Here is a 19,284-nt window from a genome sequence, read left to right as displayed (position 1 = left end):
TTTGAGTTTTCATAAAGAACCCTCAAAATTAAACAGTAGGTTAATTCTCCCTAGAAAGGAGGTGATCCAGCCGCACCTTCCGATACGGCTACCTTGTTACGACTTCACCCCAGTTATTGATTTCACCTTCGACACTCGCTTCCCAAAAGGGTTAGCTAAGTGGCTTCGGGCGCCCCCAACTTCCGTGGTGTGACGGGCGGTGTGTACAAGACCCGGGAACGCATTCACCGCAGCATTCTGATCTGCGATTACTAGTAACTCCAGCTTCATGTAGGCGAGTTTCAGCCTACAATCCGAACTGAGAATGGCTTTAAGGGATTAGCTCGGCCTCACGACTTGGCTGCCCTCTGTACCACCCATTGTAGCACGTGTGTAGCCCTAAGCATAAGGGGCATGATGATTTGACGTCATCCCCACCTTCCTCCAGGTTATCCCTGGCAGTCCCTCTAGAGTGCCCAACTTAATGCTGGCAACTAAAGGCAAGGGTTGCGCTCGTTGCGGGACTTAACCCAACATCTCACGACACGAGCTGACGACAACCATGCACCACCTGTCACTTCTGTCCCCGAAGGGAAAAATGCGATTAGGCATCGGTCAAAAGGATGTCAAGCTTAGGTAAGGTTCTTCGCGTTGCTTCGAATTAAACCACATGCTCCGCTACTTGTGCGGGTCCCCGTCAATTCCTTTGAGTTTCACTCTTGCGAGCGTACTCCCCAGGCGGAGTACTTAATGCGTTAGCTGCGGCACCGAGGGGGGTAACCCCCGACACCTAGTACTCATCGTTTACGGCGTGGACTACCAGGGTATCTAATCCTGTTCGCTCCCCACGCTTTCGTGCCTCAGTGTCAGTTACAGTCCAGAAAGCCGCCTTCGCTACTGGTGTTCCTCCTAATATCTACGCATTTCACCGCTACACTAGGAATTCCACTTTCCTCTCCTGCACTCAAGTCTCCCAGTTTCAAGAGCTTACTACGGTTGAGCCGTAGCCTTTCACTCCTGACTTAAGAAACCACCTACGCACCCTTTACGCCCAGTAAATCCGGATAACGCTAGCCCCCTACGTATTACCGCGGCTGCTGGCACGTAGTTAGCCGGGGCTTCCTCCTCAAGTACCGTCATTATCTTCCTTGAGGACAGAGTTTTACGACCCGAAGGCCTTCATCACTCACGCGGCGTTGCTGCATCAGGCTTTCGCCCATTGTGCAATATTCCCCACTGCTGCCTCCCGTAGGAGTTTGGACCGTGTCTCAGTTCCAATGTGGCCGATCACCCTCTCAGGTCGGCTACTGATCGTCGCCTTGGTAAGCCGTTACCTTACCAACTAGCTAATCAGACGCGGGTCCATCTCATACCGCCGGAGCTTTGATAAGAAATACATGTGAATCTCTTATATTATCCTGTATTAGCATACCTTTCGGTATGTTATCCATGTGTATGAGGCAGGTTACCCACGCGTTACTCACCCGTCCGCCGCTCTTCACCGAAGTGAATCGCTCGACTTGCATGTGTTAGGCACGCCGCCAGCGTTCATCCTGAGCCAGGATCAAACTCTCATAAAAAAGTTGTCCATCGCTCAGACTAATCATTATCTGAATATCTGGCTTGGTTTGTTTGTTGTTTCAGTTTAATTCTTAAAGAATTAATTTATTGTTAACCTACTGTTTAATTTTCAAAGTTCTTTGCTTATTTCAGCTTCTTTATTTTACCAAAGCTGTTTTTCTTTGTCAACTACTTTTTTAACAAATTTTTGTTGACCTTTTGTCCCTGTCTCAAGGACAAGTAATACTATATCATCCTATTAATTACTAGTCAATACTTTTTAAAAACTTTTTTTACTTTTTTACTACCTTTAGTGTTTACTCTTTTTACTTTTTTATACTTTTATTTTTTAATTTGACTAATATATACATTTATATGCCAGCCAGTTGCTTAATTCTATTAACATCAAATCCTAGTATATCTTGATTATTTACTACTATAACTGGAACAGATAAATATCCCTTTTTTATTAATTCACGCTTATATTCTTCATTAGAAGATATATTATACTCTATAAATACTATATTGTTATTTTCAAAATATTCCTTTGCTTTTTTACATTGTATACAAGTATCACTAGTATAAATCTCTACTTTTTTCATTTACTGTCTCCTTAAAACGTTTATTACCTTGTTTTTTTGTCAATATTGTATTAGATTATTATTAACTTTAATTATTTATTAATTATCATAATAAATTACTTTTTATATTACATAATTTTTTTTAACAATGCAATATAACTCTAAAATTTATAGGAGGATTTTTTCATGCAGAAAAAAGTTTTAATAATGTCAGCTTCCACTGGTGGTGGTCACAATAGAGCAGCGAGAGCCATAAAAGAAGAATTAACTAACAAATCAATTAATGGTATAACTATTGATTGTGAAATCATCGATAGTTTAAAAATAGTTAATGGAACTATGGATAAACTAATATCTAGAGGCTATGAAAAATCAGCTAAATATACACCTAAAGCTTGGGGTGGTGTTTATAAGTTAACCGAAAGTAGCCTAGTATCTAAAAACGAATTCAAAGATAACCCTTTAACTTCTTTAATATCTAGGAAATTAAAAAAGTTAGTAGAAAATAAAAAACCAGATTTAATCATAGGTACTCATCCTTTTCCTATGATAGCGCTTAGTACTTTAAAGAAACATTCTCAACTTTATGCTAATTCAGAATCAATTACTTTTACTGAAAGTCTACATAAATATTATAAAAATTTAGATATTCCACCTCTTGTAACAGTTTTAACTGATTACACAACTCATTCTGCATATATACAAAATGAGATTAGTTATTATATTGCGGGACATGAATATGTAAAAGAACTATTAATTGAAGATGGCATTGATAAGGATAAAATTAAAGCGTACGGTATACCTGTTGAAAAATCATTCTTATCACATAGAGATAGAGAAATTGTATTATCAGAACTTAATTTAGATCCAAGTAAATTTACAGTTCTTTTAATGGGAGGTAGCTTCGGTGCAGGCAGTATAAAAGACACACTTGCTGAATTAATTTCTATTGATAGAGATTTCCAAATCATAGTTATAACTGGAAGAAATAAATCTTTAAAAGAGAAACTAGAAAAGATCTTAGCTGCTGATGAAGATAAGATCAAAAAGAAAATATGTGTACTTGGATTTACAGATAAAATGAATGATTTACTAGCATCAGTAGATATATTAGTTTCTAAGCCAGGAGGGCTTACTACTACTGAGTCTTTATTAAAAGAAGTTCCTATGATTGTCCCTTATTTCATTCCTGGTCAAGAGGAAGAAAATTTAGACTTCCTTTCTAATTGCGGTGCTTCGTTAAGAACATCTAAAAAATATTCTTTAAGCGTACTATTAAAAGTTCTTATTGATGACCCAAAGAGAATCGAAATGACTAAAGAAAACATAAGAGCTATAAAAAAACTTAATGCATCGCAAGATATTGCTAAGTTAGCCTTTGATATACTATCGAGAGATTAAAATAAGCGTATGAAAATTTAAATTTTCATACGCTTTTATTTTCCTAATATGGCTCGTAGAAATCTTCTTCATAGTCATATTGATAGTTTTTATAGTTATTTCTAAATGCTCCACTATTACCATTCTTATTGAGAGATTTTTTACTTTTTTTATTTTCCAACGAGTTTTTATCAATGTTTTTTGATTTATCTTTGGATTTAATCTTTTTTTCTCTCTTTTCTTTCATTGCATTATGTTCTTCTAAGTTCATAGTCGTTTTCATACTACACCCCTATAAATTTTTTTAATAATTACTATAATTATATAATACAAATTACATTTGTCAATAAATTAATTTTATAATCATTTAGATTCCAATATAAATAAAAACCAAGGATATACCTTGGTTTTTTTATATTTCTCTTCTACCTTCTAACGCTTTCGAAATGGTCACTTCATCAGCATATTCTAAATCTCCACCTACAGGCAAACCATGAGCTATTCTTGTGACTTTTATTCCCATAGGTTTAACAAGTCTCGATATGTACATAGCCGTAGCTTCACCTTCTATAGTTGGATTAGTTGCCATTATTAACTCTTTCACATCTTGATTTGCTAATCTAGTAATCAACTCTCTAATTCTTATCATATCTGGTCCTATACCATCCATAGGAGATATTACTCCATGAAGTACATGATACTGACCTTTGAACTCTTTAGTTCTTTCCATAGCAGCAACATCTCTAGGATCTTCTACTACACATATGACACTAGCATCTCTATTTTTATTAGAACACATACTACATATTTCTTGATCTGATATATTACAGCAAATTGAACAATATTTTATTTCTCTTTTTGCATCTAATATCGCTTTTGATAAAGACTCTACATCATTGTTATTCATATTTATAACATGAAAAGCTAACCTTTGCGCTGTTTTCCTTCCTACTCCTGGTAGTTTAGAAAACTCCTCTATAAGCCTATTAATAGGCTCTGTATAAATTTGCATACTTATCACCTACTAGAATAATCCTGGAATATTCATTCCTCCAGTAACCTTACTCATTTGATTTTGTTGCATATCATCAACTTTTCTTAACGCTTCATTAACTGCACTTAGTACTAAATCTTGTAACATTTCTATATCATCTGGATCTACTACCTCTGGTTTTATAGCTATATCTATAACTTCTTTTTTACCATTAACTTTAACTGTAACAGCTCCACCACCTACTGAAGCCTCAACTTCCTTTGATTCTAACTCTTCTTGCATCTTTTGCATATTTTCTTGCATTTTTTGAGCTTGCTTTAGTATGTTATTCATGTTTCCTGGCATTCCACCAAATCCTTTTTTAGCCATCTTATATACTTCCTCCTTAAATTTCTAATTTATTTTATATCACAATATAATTTTTATCATTTATTATATTATTTTTCAATACTGTCTTTTACTTCTAGTATATTTTCATTCACTATACCTTTAAGTATTTCTTCTCCTTCATCGCTTTTACTGCTAGTTTCTTCTAAGTTCATACTAGCAATTTCAGATTTCAGATATATTTTAAGATGAAAACTTCTATTCAATACTTCTCTTATAATTTGTTCAACATATTTTATAGTTTCTTCTGAACTAAGCCTAGATCTGGCAAAAGAAAAATTATCATTAAATATTATAAATAAAGCATTTTCTTTTACATAAAAACTGCTAACTTCTTTTAGAAGAGCATATATACTTGGTCTTTTATCTTCTTTTATTTTTTGAATTATTTTTTTCCATGATGCTTCTACTAGTTTTACATCTTCACTCTTTACTTGTTCATATATTATATCTTGTTTTTCTTCTTGATTATTTATTTTTTCATTTTTTTTATTTAAACTTGATTCAGGTTCATCTTGTGTTGTTACTACTTTTATATTTCCACTTTCTATTATTTGCTCTAAATTTTCAATTCTTTTTATCAACGCTTCTTTACTTTCATCAAACATAGGTTGTGCTATTTTCATCATAGTAACTTCAGCTAGTATTCTTGTGTTCGAAGATGATTTCATTGAATCTTGTGTCTCTGATAATATATTTAATATTCTTATCAAGTCATTTATATTAATAGTTTTAGCTTGTTCCTTTAATCTTTCTATAGTTTCTTCAGGTAATGATATAATTTCATCCAGATCTTTAGATACTTTACAAACCATTAAATTCCTAAAATGATCTATTAAATCATTTATTAAATTTCTTATATCTTTTCCCCAAATAATAAATTCATTTAATATTTGAAGTGTTTTTTTAGTATTTTCATTTATAATTGCTTCAGATAATTCAAATAATTCATCAATATTAACAGTCCCCAATAATTCTATTACATCATTATACTCTATTATTTCACTTCCAAATGACATGCATTGATCAAGTATACTCAAAGCATCTCTTAGGGCTCCTTGTGAATTTCTAGCTATTAGACTCAGTGCTTTTTCCTCTGCTTGAATATTTTCTTTTTCACATATATACCCCATTCTATTTGCAATATCTTTTGATGATACTCTTTTAAAATCAAACCTTTGGCATCTAGATAGTATGGTTGCTGGTATCTTATGTGGCTCCGTTGTAGCTAATATAAAAATCACATATGATGGTGGCTCTTCTAGAGTTTTTAATAAGGCATTAAAGGCTCCTTGAGATAACATATGAACCTCATCTATAATGTAAACTTTATATTTGGCTTTTGAAGGAGTATATTTTACACTTTCCCTTAACTCTCTTATATCATCTACACTATTATTTGATGCTGCATCTATTTCTACTATATCCATGATATTATCATTTAATGTGTCTACACATATTTCACACTCATTACAAGGTTCTTCATCAATAGAGTTTAAACAGTTAACTGCTCTAGCAAATATTTTAGCTGTAGATGTTTTACCAGTACCTCTAGTTCCAGAGAATAAATATGCATGACCTATATTACTATTTTTTATCTGATTTTTTAAAGTTTTTACTATGTGTTCTTGTCCGACTACATCCTTAAATGTTTTGGGCCTATATACTCTATACAACGCTTTATGCATATTTACATCTCCTTCAAAACTATTTTTACTTTATAAAAAAATCTATCTATAATTTTTTCCAATCCAAATACATTTATATCATATATTTTATAATAAATAAAAATATTTGTTAATTATTTTTATGTACAAAAAAATCCCTATTAAAGGGATTATTATATTTATATATAAATGCTGTACACCATCTATTGATTAATACTTCATAGACGTTACCAAAACAGTTAGCTCAACCTAGGCACTCCTATGTCACATGCAAGGAATCACTTACCGCTGCTTCCTTCCGGATCTGACGGGGTTCATGAGCTTACATTGCACAGGACCTAAGCATCAACACCACTTATTCTGGGCAGCTCTACAAAGTAAAAACCTCTAGATGGAATTCAATCCTGCTATAGCGGATTGCAGGTTACAGGGCACCGCTACCTCCCCATCTAGTACAGCAAAATTACAACCATATTTACTTGTTGGCGGAGAGAGTGGGATTTGAACCCACGATACGTTTTACCGCATACTCACTTTCCAGGCGAGCGCCTTCGACCCCTCGACCATCTCTCCTCAATGTTTGTTTCTAAGAGTCTTGAAAAATTCTTGCAAAATATGCGAACACTCGTCTTTCAGTACACCAAAGGTTACTTCAATATTATTATCTTTATAATAATCCATTTTAAACTCGTGTTGTTTTTCCATTTTTAAGTTTTTTATATGTTTAGCTCCAATAATTAAATTCTTTATTCTAGAATTAATTATAGCTCCACTACACATTATACACGGTTCCATAGTAACATACAAGTCACAATTTATAAGTCTCCATCCACCTAACACTTCAGAAGCTTGTTTTATAGCCAGCATTTCAGCATGAGCTGTACTATCTTTTAATTCTTCTGTAAGATTATGTGCTCTAGCTATAATCTGGTCATCCTTAACTATAACTGCTCCTATTGGAGTTTCTCCTTTATTATATGCCTTATATGCCTCTTTTAAAGCTTCTTCCATGTATAACGATTTCTCCATGATACCTCCTAAACATATAACACATTAATATTATCATAAGTTCTATTATAATTCAACTCATTTATTTTTAATTGAATTTTTTACCATTTTATATGTTTTAGCGATTCGTTTCTCATGAAACATTTGATTTTATTTGTATATTAAAAATAGACAGACTTACAAGTCTATCTTTTTATATCCTTTTACTAATATATAAATTAGTAAAAAAAGATTACGTGGCTACGTGCTACTCTCCCAGGGGGTCGCCCCCCAAGTACCATCGCCGCTCAAGAGCTTAACTTCTGTGTTCGGAATGGGAACAGGTGTATCCTCTTTGCTATAATAACCACATAATCTTTATATAAAGTATTAACTTTTATTAGTACTTTCAAAACTGCTAACATTTAATGTTTTCATTAACTATTTTTAGCAACTGAAATCTTCCTTATAATTATATAATCAAAGATTTAGTTGGCGATATAAACCTTTAGGTTTATTTTGGTCAAGTCCTCGACCTATTAGTATCAGTAAGCTACATATGTTACCACACTTCCACCTCTGACCTATCAACCATGTAGTCTTCATGGGGTCTTAACCTTACGGTGGGAAATCTTATCTTGAAGTAGGCTTCGCGCTTAGATGCTTTCAGCGCTTATCCTTTCCGTACTTAGCTACCCAGCTATGCCCTTGGCAGAACAACTGGTACACCAGCGGTACGTCCATCCCGGTCCTCTCGTACTAAGGACAGGTCTCCTCAAATTTCCTACGCCTGCGACGGATAGGGACCGAACTGTCTCACGACGTTCTGAACCCAGCTCGCGTACCACTTTAATGGGCGAACAGCCCAACCCTTGGGACCTACTACAGCCCCAGGATGTGATGAGCCGACATCGAGGTGCCAAACCTCCCCGTCGATGTGGACTCTTGGGGGAGATCAGCCTGTTATCCCCAGGGTAGCTTTTATCCGTTGAGCGATGGCCCTTCCATGCGGTACCACCGGATCACTAAGTCCGACTTTCGTCCTTGCTCGACCTGTATGTCTTGCAATCAAGCTCTCTTCTGCCTTTACACTCTACGTACGATTTCCGACCGTACTGAGAGAACCTTTGAGCGCCTCCGTTACTCTTTAGGAGGCGACCGCCCCAGTCAAACTGTCCACCTGACAGTGTCCCACTACCTGATTCAAGGCAGCTGGTTAGAATCCCAGTACTACAAGGGTGGTATCCCAAGGATGGCTCCACACAGACTGACGTCCATGCTTCATAGCCTCCCACCTATCCTGTACATGTAGCACCGAGACTCAATGTCAAGCTACAGTAAAGCTCCATGGGGTCTTTCCGTCCTGTCGCAGGTAACCGGCATCTTCACCGGTATTACAATTTCACCCAGTCTGTTGTTGAGACAGTGCCCAAATCGTTACGCCTTTCGTGCGGGTCGGAACTTACCCGACAAGGAATTTCGCTACCTTAGGACCGTTATAGTTACGGCCGCCGTTTACTGGGGCTTAAGTTCACTGCTTCGGTTACCCTAACAGATCCCCTTAACCTTCCAGCACCGGGCAGGCGTCAGCTCCTATACATCGTCTTGCGACTTAGCAGAAACCTATGTTTTTGGTAAACAGTCGCTTGGGCCTATTCTCTGCGGCCATGTTTCCATGGCACCCCTTCTCCCTAAGTTACGGGGTCATTTTGCCGAGTTCCTTAACAACAGTTCTCTGGCTGGCCTTAGGATACTCTCCTCACCCACCTGTGTCGGTTTGCGGTACAGGCACCTTTAACCTCGATAGAGACTTTTCTCGACAGTGTGAAATCAGCTACTTCGCTACTAAATTTCGCTCCGCATCGTACTCCAGCATTATTCAGGCGGATTTGCCTACCTGAACTGCCTCAATACTTGCCCGCACATAACCAACAGTGCGGTTAGCTTATCCTACTGTGTCATCCCATTTCTCAAACGGTTATTGGTGGTACAGGAATATCAACCTGTTGTCCATCACCTACGCCTTTCGGCCTCGGCTTAGGTCCTGACTAACCCAGGGCGGACGAACCTTCCCCTGGAAACCTTGGGTTTACGGCCTGTGGGATTCTCACCCACATCTCGCTACTCATGCCAACATTCTCACTTCTATACAGTCCACATCTCCTTACGGTAATGCTTCAATCCATATAGAAAGCTCTCCTACCCATCATAAATGATGCCGTAGCTTCGGTAGTACGTTTTAGCCCCGGAAATTTTCGGCGCAGGATCACTCGACCAGTGAGCTATTACGCACTCTTTAAATGAGTGGCTGCTTCTAAGCCAACATCCTGGTTGTCTGTGCAATCCCACATCCTTTACCACTTAACGTACATTTAGGGACCTTAGCTGACGATCTGGGCTGTTGCCCTTTTGACTATGAATCTTATCACCCACAGTCTGACTCCCAAGCATAAGAATACGGTATTCGGAGTTTGATAGTCTTCGGTAAGTGCAATACCCCCTAGGACATTCAGTGCTCTACCCCCGTTTCTCTAAATCTTGAGGCTAGCCCTAAAGCTATTTCGGAGAGAACCAGCTATCTCCGGGCTCGATTGGAATTTCACCGCTATCCACAGGTCATCCCCGAGCTTTTCAACGCTCGTGGGTTCGGTCCTCCACGAAATTTTACTTTCGCTTCAACCTGCCCATGGATAGGTCGCCCGGTTTCGGGTCTACGTCAACTAACTATACGCCCAGTTAAGACTCGCTTTCGCTGCGGCTCCACACCTTAAGTGCTTAACCTTGCTAGGTAACGTAACTCGTTGGCCCGTTCTACAAAAAGTACGCAGTCACACAAATAATGTGCTCCTACAGCTTGTAAGTGTAGGGTTTCAGGTTCTCTTTCACTCCCCTCCCGGGGTTCTTTTCACCTTTCCCTCACGGTACTATACGCTATCGGTCACTAGGTAGTATTTAGGCTTGGAGGATGGTCCCTCCTGCTTCCCACAGGGTTTCACGTGTCCCGTGGTACTCTGGATCATATCTGAAGTCTTCTTGTTTTGACTACGTGGCTTTTACACTTTATAGCGGAGCTTTCCAACTCTCTTCGTCTACAATAGCCTCTCCGTTATGATATGTCCGCAACCCCAGTGAAGAAAACTTCACTGGTTTGGCCTGTTCCGCGTTCGCTCGCCGCTACTTACGGAATCGAATTTCTTTCTCTTCCTCCGGGTACTTAGATGTTTCAGTTCCCCGGGTTCCCCTCGCATAGCTATGTATTCACTATACGATACTTAGACATTACTCTAAGTGAGTTTCCTCATTCGGAAATCTTGGGATCACAGTTTACGTGCAACTCCCCCAAGCTTATCGCAGCTTATCGCGTCCTTCATCGGCTCCTAGTGCCAAGGCATTCGCCCTACACCCTTAATAACTTGACCAGTTATTAAATTTGATATTTTTAAAAGTTATCTTCTTTATATGATATATTTTTTAAGAAGTTTATCTTCTTCTTTATATAATGTCATATCACTAAATGTTATGCAGTTTTCAAAGTACTAAAATGCTTACTTAATAAGCACTAATTTTGAGTTTTCATAAAGAACCCTCAAAATTAAACAGTAGGTTAATTCTCCCTAGAAAGGAGGTGATCCAGCCGCACCTTCCGATACGGCTACCTTGTTACGACTTCACCCCAGTTATTGATTTCACCTTCGACACTCGCTTCCCAAAAGGGTTAGCTAAGTGGCTTCGGGCGCCCCCAACTTCCGTGGTGTGACGGGCGGTGTGTACAAGACCCGGGAACGCATTCACCGCAGCATTCTGATCTGCGATTACTAGTAACTCCAGCTTCATGTAGGCGAGTTTCAGCCTACAATCCGAACTGAGAATGGCTTTAAGGGATTAGCTCGGCCTCACGACTTGGCTGCCCTCTGTACCACCCATTGTAGCACGTGTGTAGCCCTAAGCATAAGGGGCATGATGATTTGACGTCATCCCCACCTTCCTCCAGGTTATCCCTGGCAGTCCCTCTAGAGTGCCCAACTTAATGCTGGCAACTAAAGGCAAGGGTTGCGCTCGTTGCGGGACTTAACCCAACATCTCACGACACGAGCTGACGACAACCATGCACCACCTGTCACTTCTGTCCCCGAAGGGAAAAATGCGATTAGGCATCGGTCAAAAGGATGTCAAGCTTAGGTAAGGTTCTTCGCGTTGCTTCGAATTAAACCACATGCTCCGCTACTTGTGCGGGTCCCCGTCAATTCCTTTGAGTTTCACTCTTGCGAGCGTACTCCCCAGGCGGAGTACTTAATGCGTTAGCTGCGGCACCGAGGGGGGTAACCCCCGACACCTAGTACTCATCGTTTACGGCGTGGACTACCAGGGTATCTAATCCTGTTCGCTCCCCACGCTTTCGTGCCTCAGTGTCAGTTACAGTCCAGAAAGCCGCCTTCGCTACTGGTGTTCCTCCTAATATCTACGCATTTCACCGCTACACTAGGAATTCCACTTTCCTCTCCTGCACTCAAGTCTCCCAGTTTCAAGAGCTTACTACGGTTGAGCCGTAGCCTTTCACTCCTGACTTAAGAAACCACCTACGCACCCTTTACGCCCAGTAAATCCGGATAACGCTAGCCCCCTACGTATTACCGCGGCTGCTGGCACGTAGTTAGCCGGGGCTTCCTCCTCAAGTACCGTCATTATCTTCCTTGAGGACAGAGTTTTACGACCCGAAGGCCTTCATCACTCACGCGGCGTTGCTGCATCAGGCTTTCGCCCATTGTGCAATATTCCCCACTGCTGCCTCCCGTAGGAGTTTGGACCGTGTCTCAGTTCCAATGTGGCCGATCACCCTCTCAGGTCGGCTACTGATCGTCGCCTTGGTAAGCCGTTACCTTACCAACTAGCTAATCAGACGCGGGTCCATCTCATACCGCCGGAGCTTTGATAAGAAATACATGTGAATCTCTTATATTATCCTGTATTAGCATACCTTTCGGTATGTTATCCATGTGTATGAGGCAGGTTACCCACGCGTTACTCACCCGTCCGCCGCTCTTCACCGAAGTGAATCGCTCGACTTGCATGTGTTAGGCACGCCGCCAGCGTTCATCCTGAGCCAGGATCAAACTCTCATAAAAAAGTTGTCCATCGCTCAGACTAATCATTATCTGAATATCTGGCTTGGTTTGTTTGTTGTTTCAGTTTAATTCTTAAAGAATTAATTTATTGTTAACCTACTGTTTAATTTTCAAAGTTCTTTGCTTATTTCAGCTTCTTTATTTTACCAAAGCTGTTTTTCTTTGTCAACTACTTTTTTAACAAATTTTTGTTGACCTTTTGTCCCTGTCTCAAGGACAAGTAATACTATATCATCCTATTAATTAAGAGTCAATACTTTTTTTAAAAGTTTTTTAATTATTTTATTTTTATTTATTAAAATCATCGCAAACACTTATAATACATAACTTTTAAAAATAAATAACTATGAAAAATATCTTTAATTTTTCATAGTTATTTTTATTATTTTATAAGCTTATTAAATATTTTCTCAAAAATTATAGAATTTATACAAATTATTATTCCAAAGCCAATTACTATGTACAGGAATATTATTTGCCCCCAATAACTACTAAATAAATTAATTAGTAAAAATGGGCTTAAATTTAAAAATAAAATTATTACTGTATAAGGCAGGTTTTGTATAGATATAAGAACAGAATTTATCATAGTATTTTTTATAGTATTTTCAAATTTAGATATTATAGGAAATACATATGTTAGCGTAAAAGTATATATTATACTTATCATAGTAAATATAAACTGTAAAATCTTACTTATCGATTCATTTGAGACGAATCTAGACATATAAAAGTCAAACATCAGTACGCCTCCTATTACTATCATAGTAATCCATACTATGGAGCTAGTTTTAAAGTTTTCTTTAAAACTTCTAATAAATTCTTTTACTATGTATGTTTCTTCATCTTTTGTCATCTTCATTGCAACAGAATACGTAGCTGTAATTGATGCTCCTATAGTTACAATTGGTAAACATGAGATTATACATAGTAAGTTAAGTATAACTATATCTGTTATCTTTCCTAAAATTTCAAAAAATTTGTTGTCATATCTGAATAAATTATCCATAAAAACCCTTCCTCTTAATTAAAAATATATTAAATAAAACTGCCATTTTCGTGATTATAGCAGTTTATTTTATATTTTTATTAATTTGTTATTACATCCCCTGTTTCATTATCAAATATATGGACTTTTCCCATATCAAGTTTAAACTTTACTTTATCCCCTACTCTTGCTTGAGTTGTAGCTTTTACTCTTGCAGTCATAGCTGATTGTTCTATATTAAAATATAAGTACACTTCTGATCCTAGCAATTCATATACATTTATAGTTGTATCAATTTCTCTTCCTGAACTTTCTTCATTTAATTCAGTTAAATCATGCACGTTTTCTGGACGTATACCCATACATACTACTTTATTTATATATCCACCATCAATTAGTGATTTACCTTTAGTTTCTGGAAGTATTAATTCATGTTTTCCTATTTTTAATACAATATCATTACCATTTTTACAAACTATTGCATCTAAGAAGTTCATTTGTGGTGAACCTATGAATCCAGCAACAAATTTATTTTGTGGTGCATTGTATAAGTTTTGCGGTGTGTCAACTTGTTGAACTATACCATCTTTCATTACTACAATTTTAGTACCAAGAGTCATAGCTTCTGTTTGGTCATGAGTTACATATATCATAGTTGCTCCCAATCTTTCATGTAACTTAGATATTTCTGTACGCATTTGAACTCTTAGTTTAGCATCAAGATTTGATAAAGGTTCATCCATCAAGAACACTTTTGGTTTACGAACTATTGCTCTTCCCATGGCGACCCTTTGTCTTTGTCCACCTGATAGTGCTTTAGGTTTGCGATGTAATAGTTTTTCAAGGTCTAGTATTTTAGCAGCATATTTAACTTTTTCATCTATTATTTTTTTTGGGACTTTCTTTAATTTTAGTCCAAAAGCCATATTATCATATACACTTAAATGTGGATATAATGCATAATTTTGGAATACCATTGCTATATCTCTATCTTTAGCTTCCACATCATTTACTACCTTATCATCTATTTTTAAAGTTCCTTTACTTATATCTTCTAATCCTGCTATCATTCTTAATGTTGTAGATTTACCACAGCCTGATGGACCTACAAATATTATAAAGTCTTTGTCTTCTATTTCTAAATTAAAATCTTTTACAGCTTCAAAACCATTTGGATATATTTTACTTATATTTTGTAATGATAAGCTTGCCATCTTTTAATCCCCCTCATATATACTTAATGGTACTAAAATTATCTATTTAATTCTGAAGTTGACTCTCTCTCTATTAATTCCCCTTGAAAAACTCGATGCTGATTTTTTGTCTTCTTATTAATTAAATCAAATAAGATTTTAGTAGTTTCTCTTGCCATCTCTTCCACAGGCTGACGTATAGTACTAATAGAAGGATTATAATAATATGTAATATCTAATCCATCAAATCCTACAATAGAATAATCCTGAGGAATCCTTTTTCCATCTTCTAATATAGCTTTACTTGCTCCAATTGCCATACTATCAGAAATAGAATAAACTGCTGTAAACTCTTCTCCTGATGCTAAGAGCTCTTTCATAAGTTTATATCCGTTTTCCATAATTTGAATATTTTCATTATCATTAATATGTCTAATTAAATTTTCATTTATAGGTATATTTCTTTTAATTAAGGCACTGCGATAGCCCTGTATACGTAATTTACTAATACTCTGGTCACTTCTGCCTGCAGCTAAAATTGCAATTTTTGTATGACCTTTATCACATAGGAAATTAACTACTTTTTCACTTTCATTTTCATCATCTACACATACTGAGGAATATAAATTTTTATTTACATTGCCTGCTATAGCTATAGTACTTAAAACAAAAGGTATATTGATTTCTTTTAGCTTCTCTTCTTGATGAGAAAAATTCCCTCCTAAAAATACAATTCCCTTTAACCTTTTTTCTTTTATTAGTTCTAAAGCTACTTCAACCTCATCTTGATTTGAATCAACTCTATGTAATATAAAGGAATATCTTCTGTCTTGTATCTCTTCTTCAAATACTTTTATCATATTTTGAAAAAACGGGTTGTCTATACCCTTTATTAATACAGCTATGGTTTTAGTATCTAAAAGTTTTAAATTTCTAGCACTTTTGTTTGGAACAAAATTACTTTCTTTTATAACTTCCATTATCATAGTTCTGGTTTCTTCACTTATGTCAGGATGATTGTTAATGGCTCTTGAAACTGTGCTTACTCCGACACCACATTTCTTAGCTATATCTTTAATTGTGATTGCCTTCATATTAACACTATCCTTTCATTATTGTATTTTGCTATATCAGTTTATCACATAATAGAGACTAAAGTTATATTCTTGCATATAATTTAGTTAACATCTTTATTTTCTTTATCATTTTCTTAGATAAACAATCTTTCTTCATTCTCCATTTCCAGTTCTCACCTAGAGTAGAAGGTGTATTTATTCTAGCTTCTGAACCTAATCCTAGGTAATCTTGAGCTGGTATTATACAAGTATCTGCTATGCTTCTCATAGCTAAACATATAAAATCCCAATGTATCGCATTATCACGAGTATATTTATTATTCATATAATTAATAGACATTCTTTTATCTTCTTTACTGATTTCTTTATACCATCCACAAATAGTATTGTTGTCATGTGTTCCAGTATAAACTATACAATTTCTATTATAATTATGAGGTAGGTAATCACTATCCTCTCTTGAATCAAAGGCAAACTGTAATATTTTCATACCAGGATAGCCTGTATCTTTAAGAAGTTGTTGCACACTTTCTGTTAAAAAACCTAAATCCTCTGCTATTATGTCTACATTTCCTAGTTCTTTTTTTAAATATTTAAATAACTCTATACCAGGTCCCTTTTTCCATATTCCGTTTACTGCCGTTAAATCGCCATATGGTATAGAATAGTATTCGTCAAAACCTCTAAAGTGGTCTATTCTTACAGTGTCATATAATTCAAATGACTGTTTTATTCTTTTTATCCACCACTCATAATCTGTAAATTTATGATATTCCCAATCATATAAAGGATTGCCCCATAACTGACCTGTTTCACAGAAACTATCTGGCGGACAACCTGCAACAGCTATTGGCATACAATCTTTATCTAATTGAAATAGTTCAGGGCTTGCCCATGTATCTGAGCTATCTAATGATACATATATTGGAATATCTCCTATAATAGAAATTCCTTTTTTATTTGCATAAGCTTTTAATTTATTCCATTGCTCAAAGAATAAGTATTGTAAATACTTATAAAATTCAATTTCTTCCTGCAAGTCTTTTTCATATGCTAATATGGATCCTTCTCTTCTTTCTCTTATATCTTCGTTCCATTCTATCCATGACTTTCCACCATAAGAATCTTTTATAGCCATATACAGCGCATAGTCATGTAACCACCATTTATTTTTCTCACAATATGCATTAAACTTTTTATTTGATCCTATATTACTTCTTTTATACGCTACTTTTAATATTTTAAATCTTGATAAATAAATTTTTTCATAGTCAATATATTCTTCATTGTCTCCCCAATCATAGCTGTTACATTCCTCACTAGACAATAAATTTTCTTTAACTAATTCATCTAAGTCTATAAAATATGGATTACCTGCAAAAGTAGAAAATGATTGATATGGAGAGTCACCATATCCAGTAGGTCCAAGAGGCAGAATCTGCCATAAACTTTGACCTGCATCGTGTAATATATCTATAAAATCATAAGCTTCCTTTGAGAAAGCTCCTATACCATATTTTGATGGTAAACTTGCAACAGGTAATAACATCCCACTTCTTCTCATGATGTCCCTCCTATAATACTTTTTATTATCCTTTCACAGCTCCAGCAACAACACCTTCTATAATATGTTTTTGGCAAACTAGGTAGAAAACTATTATTGGTATAATTGCTAATACAAGCATTGCCATCATAGCTCCCATATCTCTATTTCCATTTGATCCTACAAGCATTTGTATTACTACTGGAATTGTTTTATATTTTGTCGATAAACCTATTACTAAATATGGTAATAAGTAATCATTCCATATCCACATTGCGTTTAGTATAGCAACTGTTATAGATGTTGGTTTTAATATTGGTAATACTATATAGAAATAGGTTTGTAACGGATTACAACCATCTATCATAGCGGCTTCTTCTATTTCTAACGGTATTGATTTTATAAACCCACTAAACATAAATACTGATAATCCTGCCCCAAAACCAAGATATAATGCAATCATACCTATTGGATTTGACAAATTTAGTCCATCTGCCAATTTTACCATTGGGAACATTACCATTTGAAACGGTACTATCATTGAAAATACAAATAAATAATAAATAGCACTGGTTAATTTACTTTTTACTCTCGTTATATAATAAGCCGTCATAGATGTGAAAAATATTATTACTACAACAGATCCTATTGTTATAAAGAATGACCATCCAATGGCACTTAAAAATCCTGTTCTTTCTAGCCCATTAATATAGTTTGTAATTCCCACAAATGTTTCTGGTGTAGGAAATGAAAATGGATTATCACTTATAAAAAATTTACCCTTAAATGAATTTATAACTATAAATAAAATAGGAGCTAAAAAAACCACTACTAATGCACAAAGTATTAAAAATGTAATGCTATTTCCCCTGCTTTTCTTTCTTGGAACTAGGTTTTGCATTAATGTTCTACCTCCTTCTTTCTCGTATAATATAGTTGTATAAGAGCAATAAGAGCTACTATCACAAAAAACATAACTGCCTTAGCCTGTCCTACGCCTTCAAAGTTACTTCTTCCATAGAATGAATTAACTATATTTAATGCTAACATTTCCGTTTTATGCATCGGTGCGCCATTAGTTAATGCTAAGTTTTGATCATATAGCTTGAAGCTGTTTGATAATGTTAAGAAAAGACAAATTGTTATTGATGGCATTACCATTGGTATTGTTACATATCTCAATGTTTGCCACTTTGTTGCTCCATCAATTTTTGATACTTCTATTAACTCTGTTGGTACATTTTGAAGACCTGCAATATATATAATCATCATATATCCTATCATTTGCCAGTTCATCAATAGTATTAATCCAATAAGCCCATACTTTCCGTTAGCAACTAAAGTTGTTCCATAGTTTGCTAAAACAGCATTTATCATGGATTGCCAAGTATAACCTAATACTATACCACCTATTAAGTTAGGCATGAAAAATACTGTACGGAAAAAGTTTGTTCCTTTTATCTTCTTTGTTAATAAGTAAGCAAGTGTAAATGCAATTATATTAACTGTTACTATAGATATAATAGTAAAGAAAGTTGTGAAACCAAAGGATTCTATAAATCTTTGACTTGGATCAAATGCAGTTATATAGTTTTGTATACCTACAAACTTTGCATTACTTACTGTAGTAAAATCACAAAATGATAAATACAATCCTGTTATGAATGGGATTATAAATGCAATAGCAAATGCAATTAGTGTTGGTAATAAAAATACAGCAAAATATCTTTTCAATGTTTTTTGCATACTATACCTCCTATTATTAATAAAAAGTAAGTGCTATAAAATCTTCTTAGTTAAATAAAAGACTTAGTTCATAAATAGTA

The 19,284-nt window shown here is 35.6% G+C and carries 13 protein-coding genes, 1 tRNA gene, 4 rRNA genes and 1 other RNA gene; 1 reads left to right on the top strand and 18 read right to left on the bottom strand.

Features of this window, described 5'->3' with window-relative positions:
• Positions 1-54: 54 nt before the first annotated feature.
• Positions 55-1,559, bottom strand: a 16S ribosomal RNA gene (locus TEGL_RS00190).
• A 351-nt stretch (positions 1,560-1,910) separates the two neighbouring features.
• A complete protein-coding gene (locus TEGL_RS00185; RefSeq protein ID WP_018590933.1) occupies positions 1,911-2,141 on the bottom strand; it encodes a glutaredoxin family protein in 231 nt (76 codons plus the stop codon).
• A 165-nt stretch (positions 2,142-2,306) separates the two neighbouring features.
• Between TEGL_RS00185 and TEGL_RS00180 the strand changes: the two genes are divergently transcribed.
• Entirely contained in the window at positions 2,307-3,521 is a 1,215-nt protein-coding gene (locus tag TEGL_RS00180; protein WP_018590934.1) for an MGDG synthase family glycosyltransferase, read from the top strand.
• A gap of 43 nt (positions 3,522-3,564) precedes the next feature.
• Here TEGL_RS00180 and TEGL_RS00175 read toward each other — a convergent pair whose 3' ends face one another.
• The 16 genes from TEGL_RS00175 to TEGL_RS00100 form a co-directional block, all read right to left on the bottom strand.
• Positions 3,565-3,783, bottom strand: coding sequence for a hypothetical protein (locus TEGL_RS00175; RefSeq protein WP_018590935.1), 219 nt, complete (start codon positions 3,781-3,783; stop codon positions 3,565-3,567).
• Positions 3,784-3,912: 129 nt separating this feature from the next.
• Entirely contained in the window at positions 3,913-4,512 is a 600-nt protein-coding gene (gene recR, locus TEGL_RS00170; protein WP_018590936.1) for a recombination mediator RecR, read from the bottom strand.
• A gap of 12 nt (positions 4,513-4,524) precedes the next feature.
• A complete protein-coding gene (locus tag TEGL_RS00165; RefSeq protein ID WP_018590937.1) occupies positions 4,525-4,863 on the bottom strand; it encodes a YbaB/EbfC family nucleoid-associated protein in 339 nt (112 codons plus the stop codon).
• A 68-nt stretch (positions 4,864-4,931) separates the two neighbouring features.
• Entirely contained in the window at positions 4,932-6,569 is a 1,638-nt protein-coding gene (gene dnaX, locus TEGL_RS00160; protein WP_018590938.1) for a DNA polymerase III subunit gamma/tau, read from the bottom strand.
• A 171-nt stretch (positions 6,570-6,740) separates the two neighbouring features.
• Positions 6,741-7,006, bottom strand: an RNA gene (gene ffs, locus TEGL_RS00155) — signal recognition particle sRNA large type.
• Positions 7,007-7,031: 25 nt separating this feature from the next.
• Positions 7,032-7,121: transfer RNA gene (locus tag TEGL_RS00150), tRNA-Ser, on the bottom strand.
• Entirely contained in the window at positions 7,122-7,577 is a 456-nt protein-coding gene (locus tag TEGL_RS00145; protein ID WP_018590939.1) for a nucleoside deaminase, read from the bottom strand.
• Between the two features lie 213 nt (positions 7,578-7,790).
• Positions 7,791-7,907, bottom strand: a 5S ribosomal RNA gene (gene rrf / locus TEGL_RS00140).
• Positions 7,908-8,054: 147 nt separating this feature from the next.
• A 23S ribosomal RNA gene (locus tag TEGL_RS00135) occupies positions 8,055-10,954 on the bottom strand.
• Between the two features lie 199 nt (positions 10,955-11,153).
• Positions 11,154-12,658, bottom strand: a 16S ribosomal RNA gene (locus TEGL_RS00130).
• The 16S, 23S and 5S rRNA genes sit together here, the layout of an rRNA operon.
• A gap of 382 nt (positions 12,659-13,040) precedes the next feature.
• Positions 13,041-13,667: a YesL family protein gene (locus TEGL_RS00125; RefSeq protein WP_018590914.1), complete on the bottom strand. Its 627-nt coding sequence runs from the start codon at positions 13,665-13,667 to the stop codon at positions 13,041-13,043.
• Positions 13,668-13,747: 80 nt separating this feature from the next.
• Positions 13,748-14,860: an ABC transporter ATP-binding protein gene (locus TEGL_RS00120; RefSeq protein WP_018590915.1), complete on the bottom strand. Its 1,113-nt coding sequence runs from the start codon at positions 14,858-14,860 to the stop codon at positions 13,748-13,750.
• 38 nt (positions 14,861-14,898) lie between these two features.
• Positions 14,899-15,933 (bottom strand): LacI family DNA-binding transcriptional regulator, encoded by a 1,035-nt coding sequence (locus TEGL_RS00115; protein ID WP_018590916.1) that lies wholly within the window; start codon positions 15,931-15,933, stop codon positions 14,899-14,901.
• A gap of 64 nt (positions 15,934-15,997) precedes the next feature.
• The gene (gene malQ, locus TEGL_RS00110; RefSeq protein ID WP_018590917.1) at positions 15,998-17,479 is read right to left on the bottom strand and encodes a 4-alpha-glucanotransferase; all 1,482 of its coding nucleotides are present in this window, start codon (positions 17,477-17,479) and stop codon (positions 15,998-16,000) included.
• A gap of 25 nt (positions 17,480-17,504) precedes the next feature.
• Complete coding sequence (locus tag TEGL_RS00105; protein WP_018590918.1) at positions 17,505-18,359, bottom strand: carbohydrate ABC transporter permease; 855 nt, start codon at positions 18,357-18,359, stop codon at positions 17,505-17,507.
• Positions 18,359-19,204: a carbohydrate ABC transporter permease gene (locus TEGL_RS00100; RefSeq protein ID WP_018590919.1), complete on the bottom strand. Its 846-nt coding sequence runs from the start codon at positions 19,202-19,204 to the stop codon at positions 18,359-18,361. Before TEGL_RS00100 ends, TEGL_RS00105 begins: the two co-directional genes overlap by 1 nt.
• Positions 19,205-19,284 lie beyond the last annotated feature (80 nt).

It is taken from the genome of Terrisporobacter glycolicus ATCC 14880 = DSM 1288 (assembly GCF_036812735.1).
GTDB classification, from domain to species: Bacteria; Bacillota; Clostridia; order Peptostreptococcales; family Peptostreptococcaceae; genus Terrisporobacter; species Terrisporobacter glycolicus.
This window is presented reverse-complemented; position numbering and strand designations above follow the sequence as displayed.

Coding starts and splice junctions, on each gene's coding strand:
- TEGL_RS00185 (WP_018590933.1), bottom strand. CDS start 2,141: ATGAAAAAAGTAGAGATTTATACTAGTGATACTTGTATACAATGTAAA.
- TEGL_RS00180 (WP_018590934.1), top strand. CDS start 2,307: ATGCAGAAAAAAGTTTTAATAATGTCAGCTTCCACTGGTGGTGGTCAC.
- TEGL_RS00175 (WP_018590935.1), bottom strand. CDS start 3,783: ATGAAAACGACTATGAACTTAGAAGAACATAATGCAATGAAAGAAAAG.
- recR (WP_018590936.1), bottom strand. CDS start 4,512: ATGCAAATTTATACAGAGCCTATTAATAGGCTTATAGAGGAGTTTTCT.
- TEGL_RS00165 (WP_018590937.1), bottom strand. CDS start 4,863: ATGGCTAAAAAAGGATTTGGTGGAATGCCAGGAAACATGAATAACATA.
- dnaX (WP_018590938.1), bottom strand. CDS start 6,569: ATGCATAAAGCGTTGTATAGAGTATATAGGCCCAAAACATTTAAGGAT.
- TEGL_RS00145 (WP_018590939.1), bottom strand. CDS start 7,577: ATGGAGAAATCGTTATACATGGAAGAAGCTTTAAAAGAGGCATATAAG.
- TEGL_RS00125 (WP_018590914.1), bottom strand. CDS start 13,667: ATGGATAATTTATTCAGATATGACAACAAATTTTTTGAAATTTTAGGA.
- TEGL_RS00120 (WP_018590915.1), bottom strand. CDS start 14,860: ATGGCAAGCTTATCATTACAAAATATAAGTAAAATATATCCAAATGGT.
- TEGL_RS00115 (WP_018590916.1), bottom strand. CDS start 15,933: ATGAAGGCAATCACAATTAAAGATATAGCTAAGAAATGTGGTGTCGGA.
- malQ (WP_018590917.1), bottom strand. CDS start 17,479: ATGAGAAGAAGTGGGATGTTATTACCTGTTGCAAGTTTACCATCAAAA.
- TEGL_RS00105 (WP_018590918.1), bottom strand. CDS start 18,359: ATGCAAAACCTAGTTCCAAGAAAGAAAAGCAGGGGAAATAGCATTACA.
- TEGL_RS00100 (WP_018590919.1), bottom strand. CDS start 19,204: ATGCAAAAAACATTGAAAAGATATTTTGCTGTATTTTTATTACCAACA.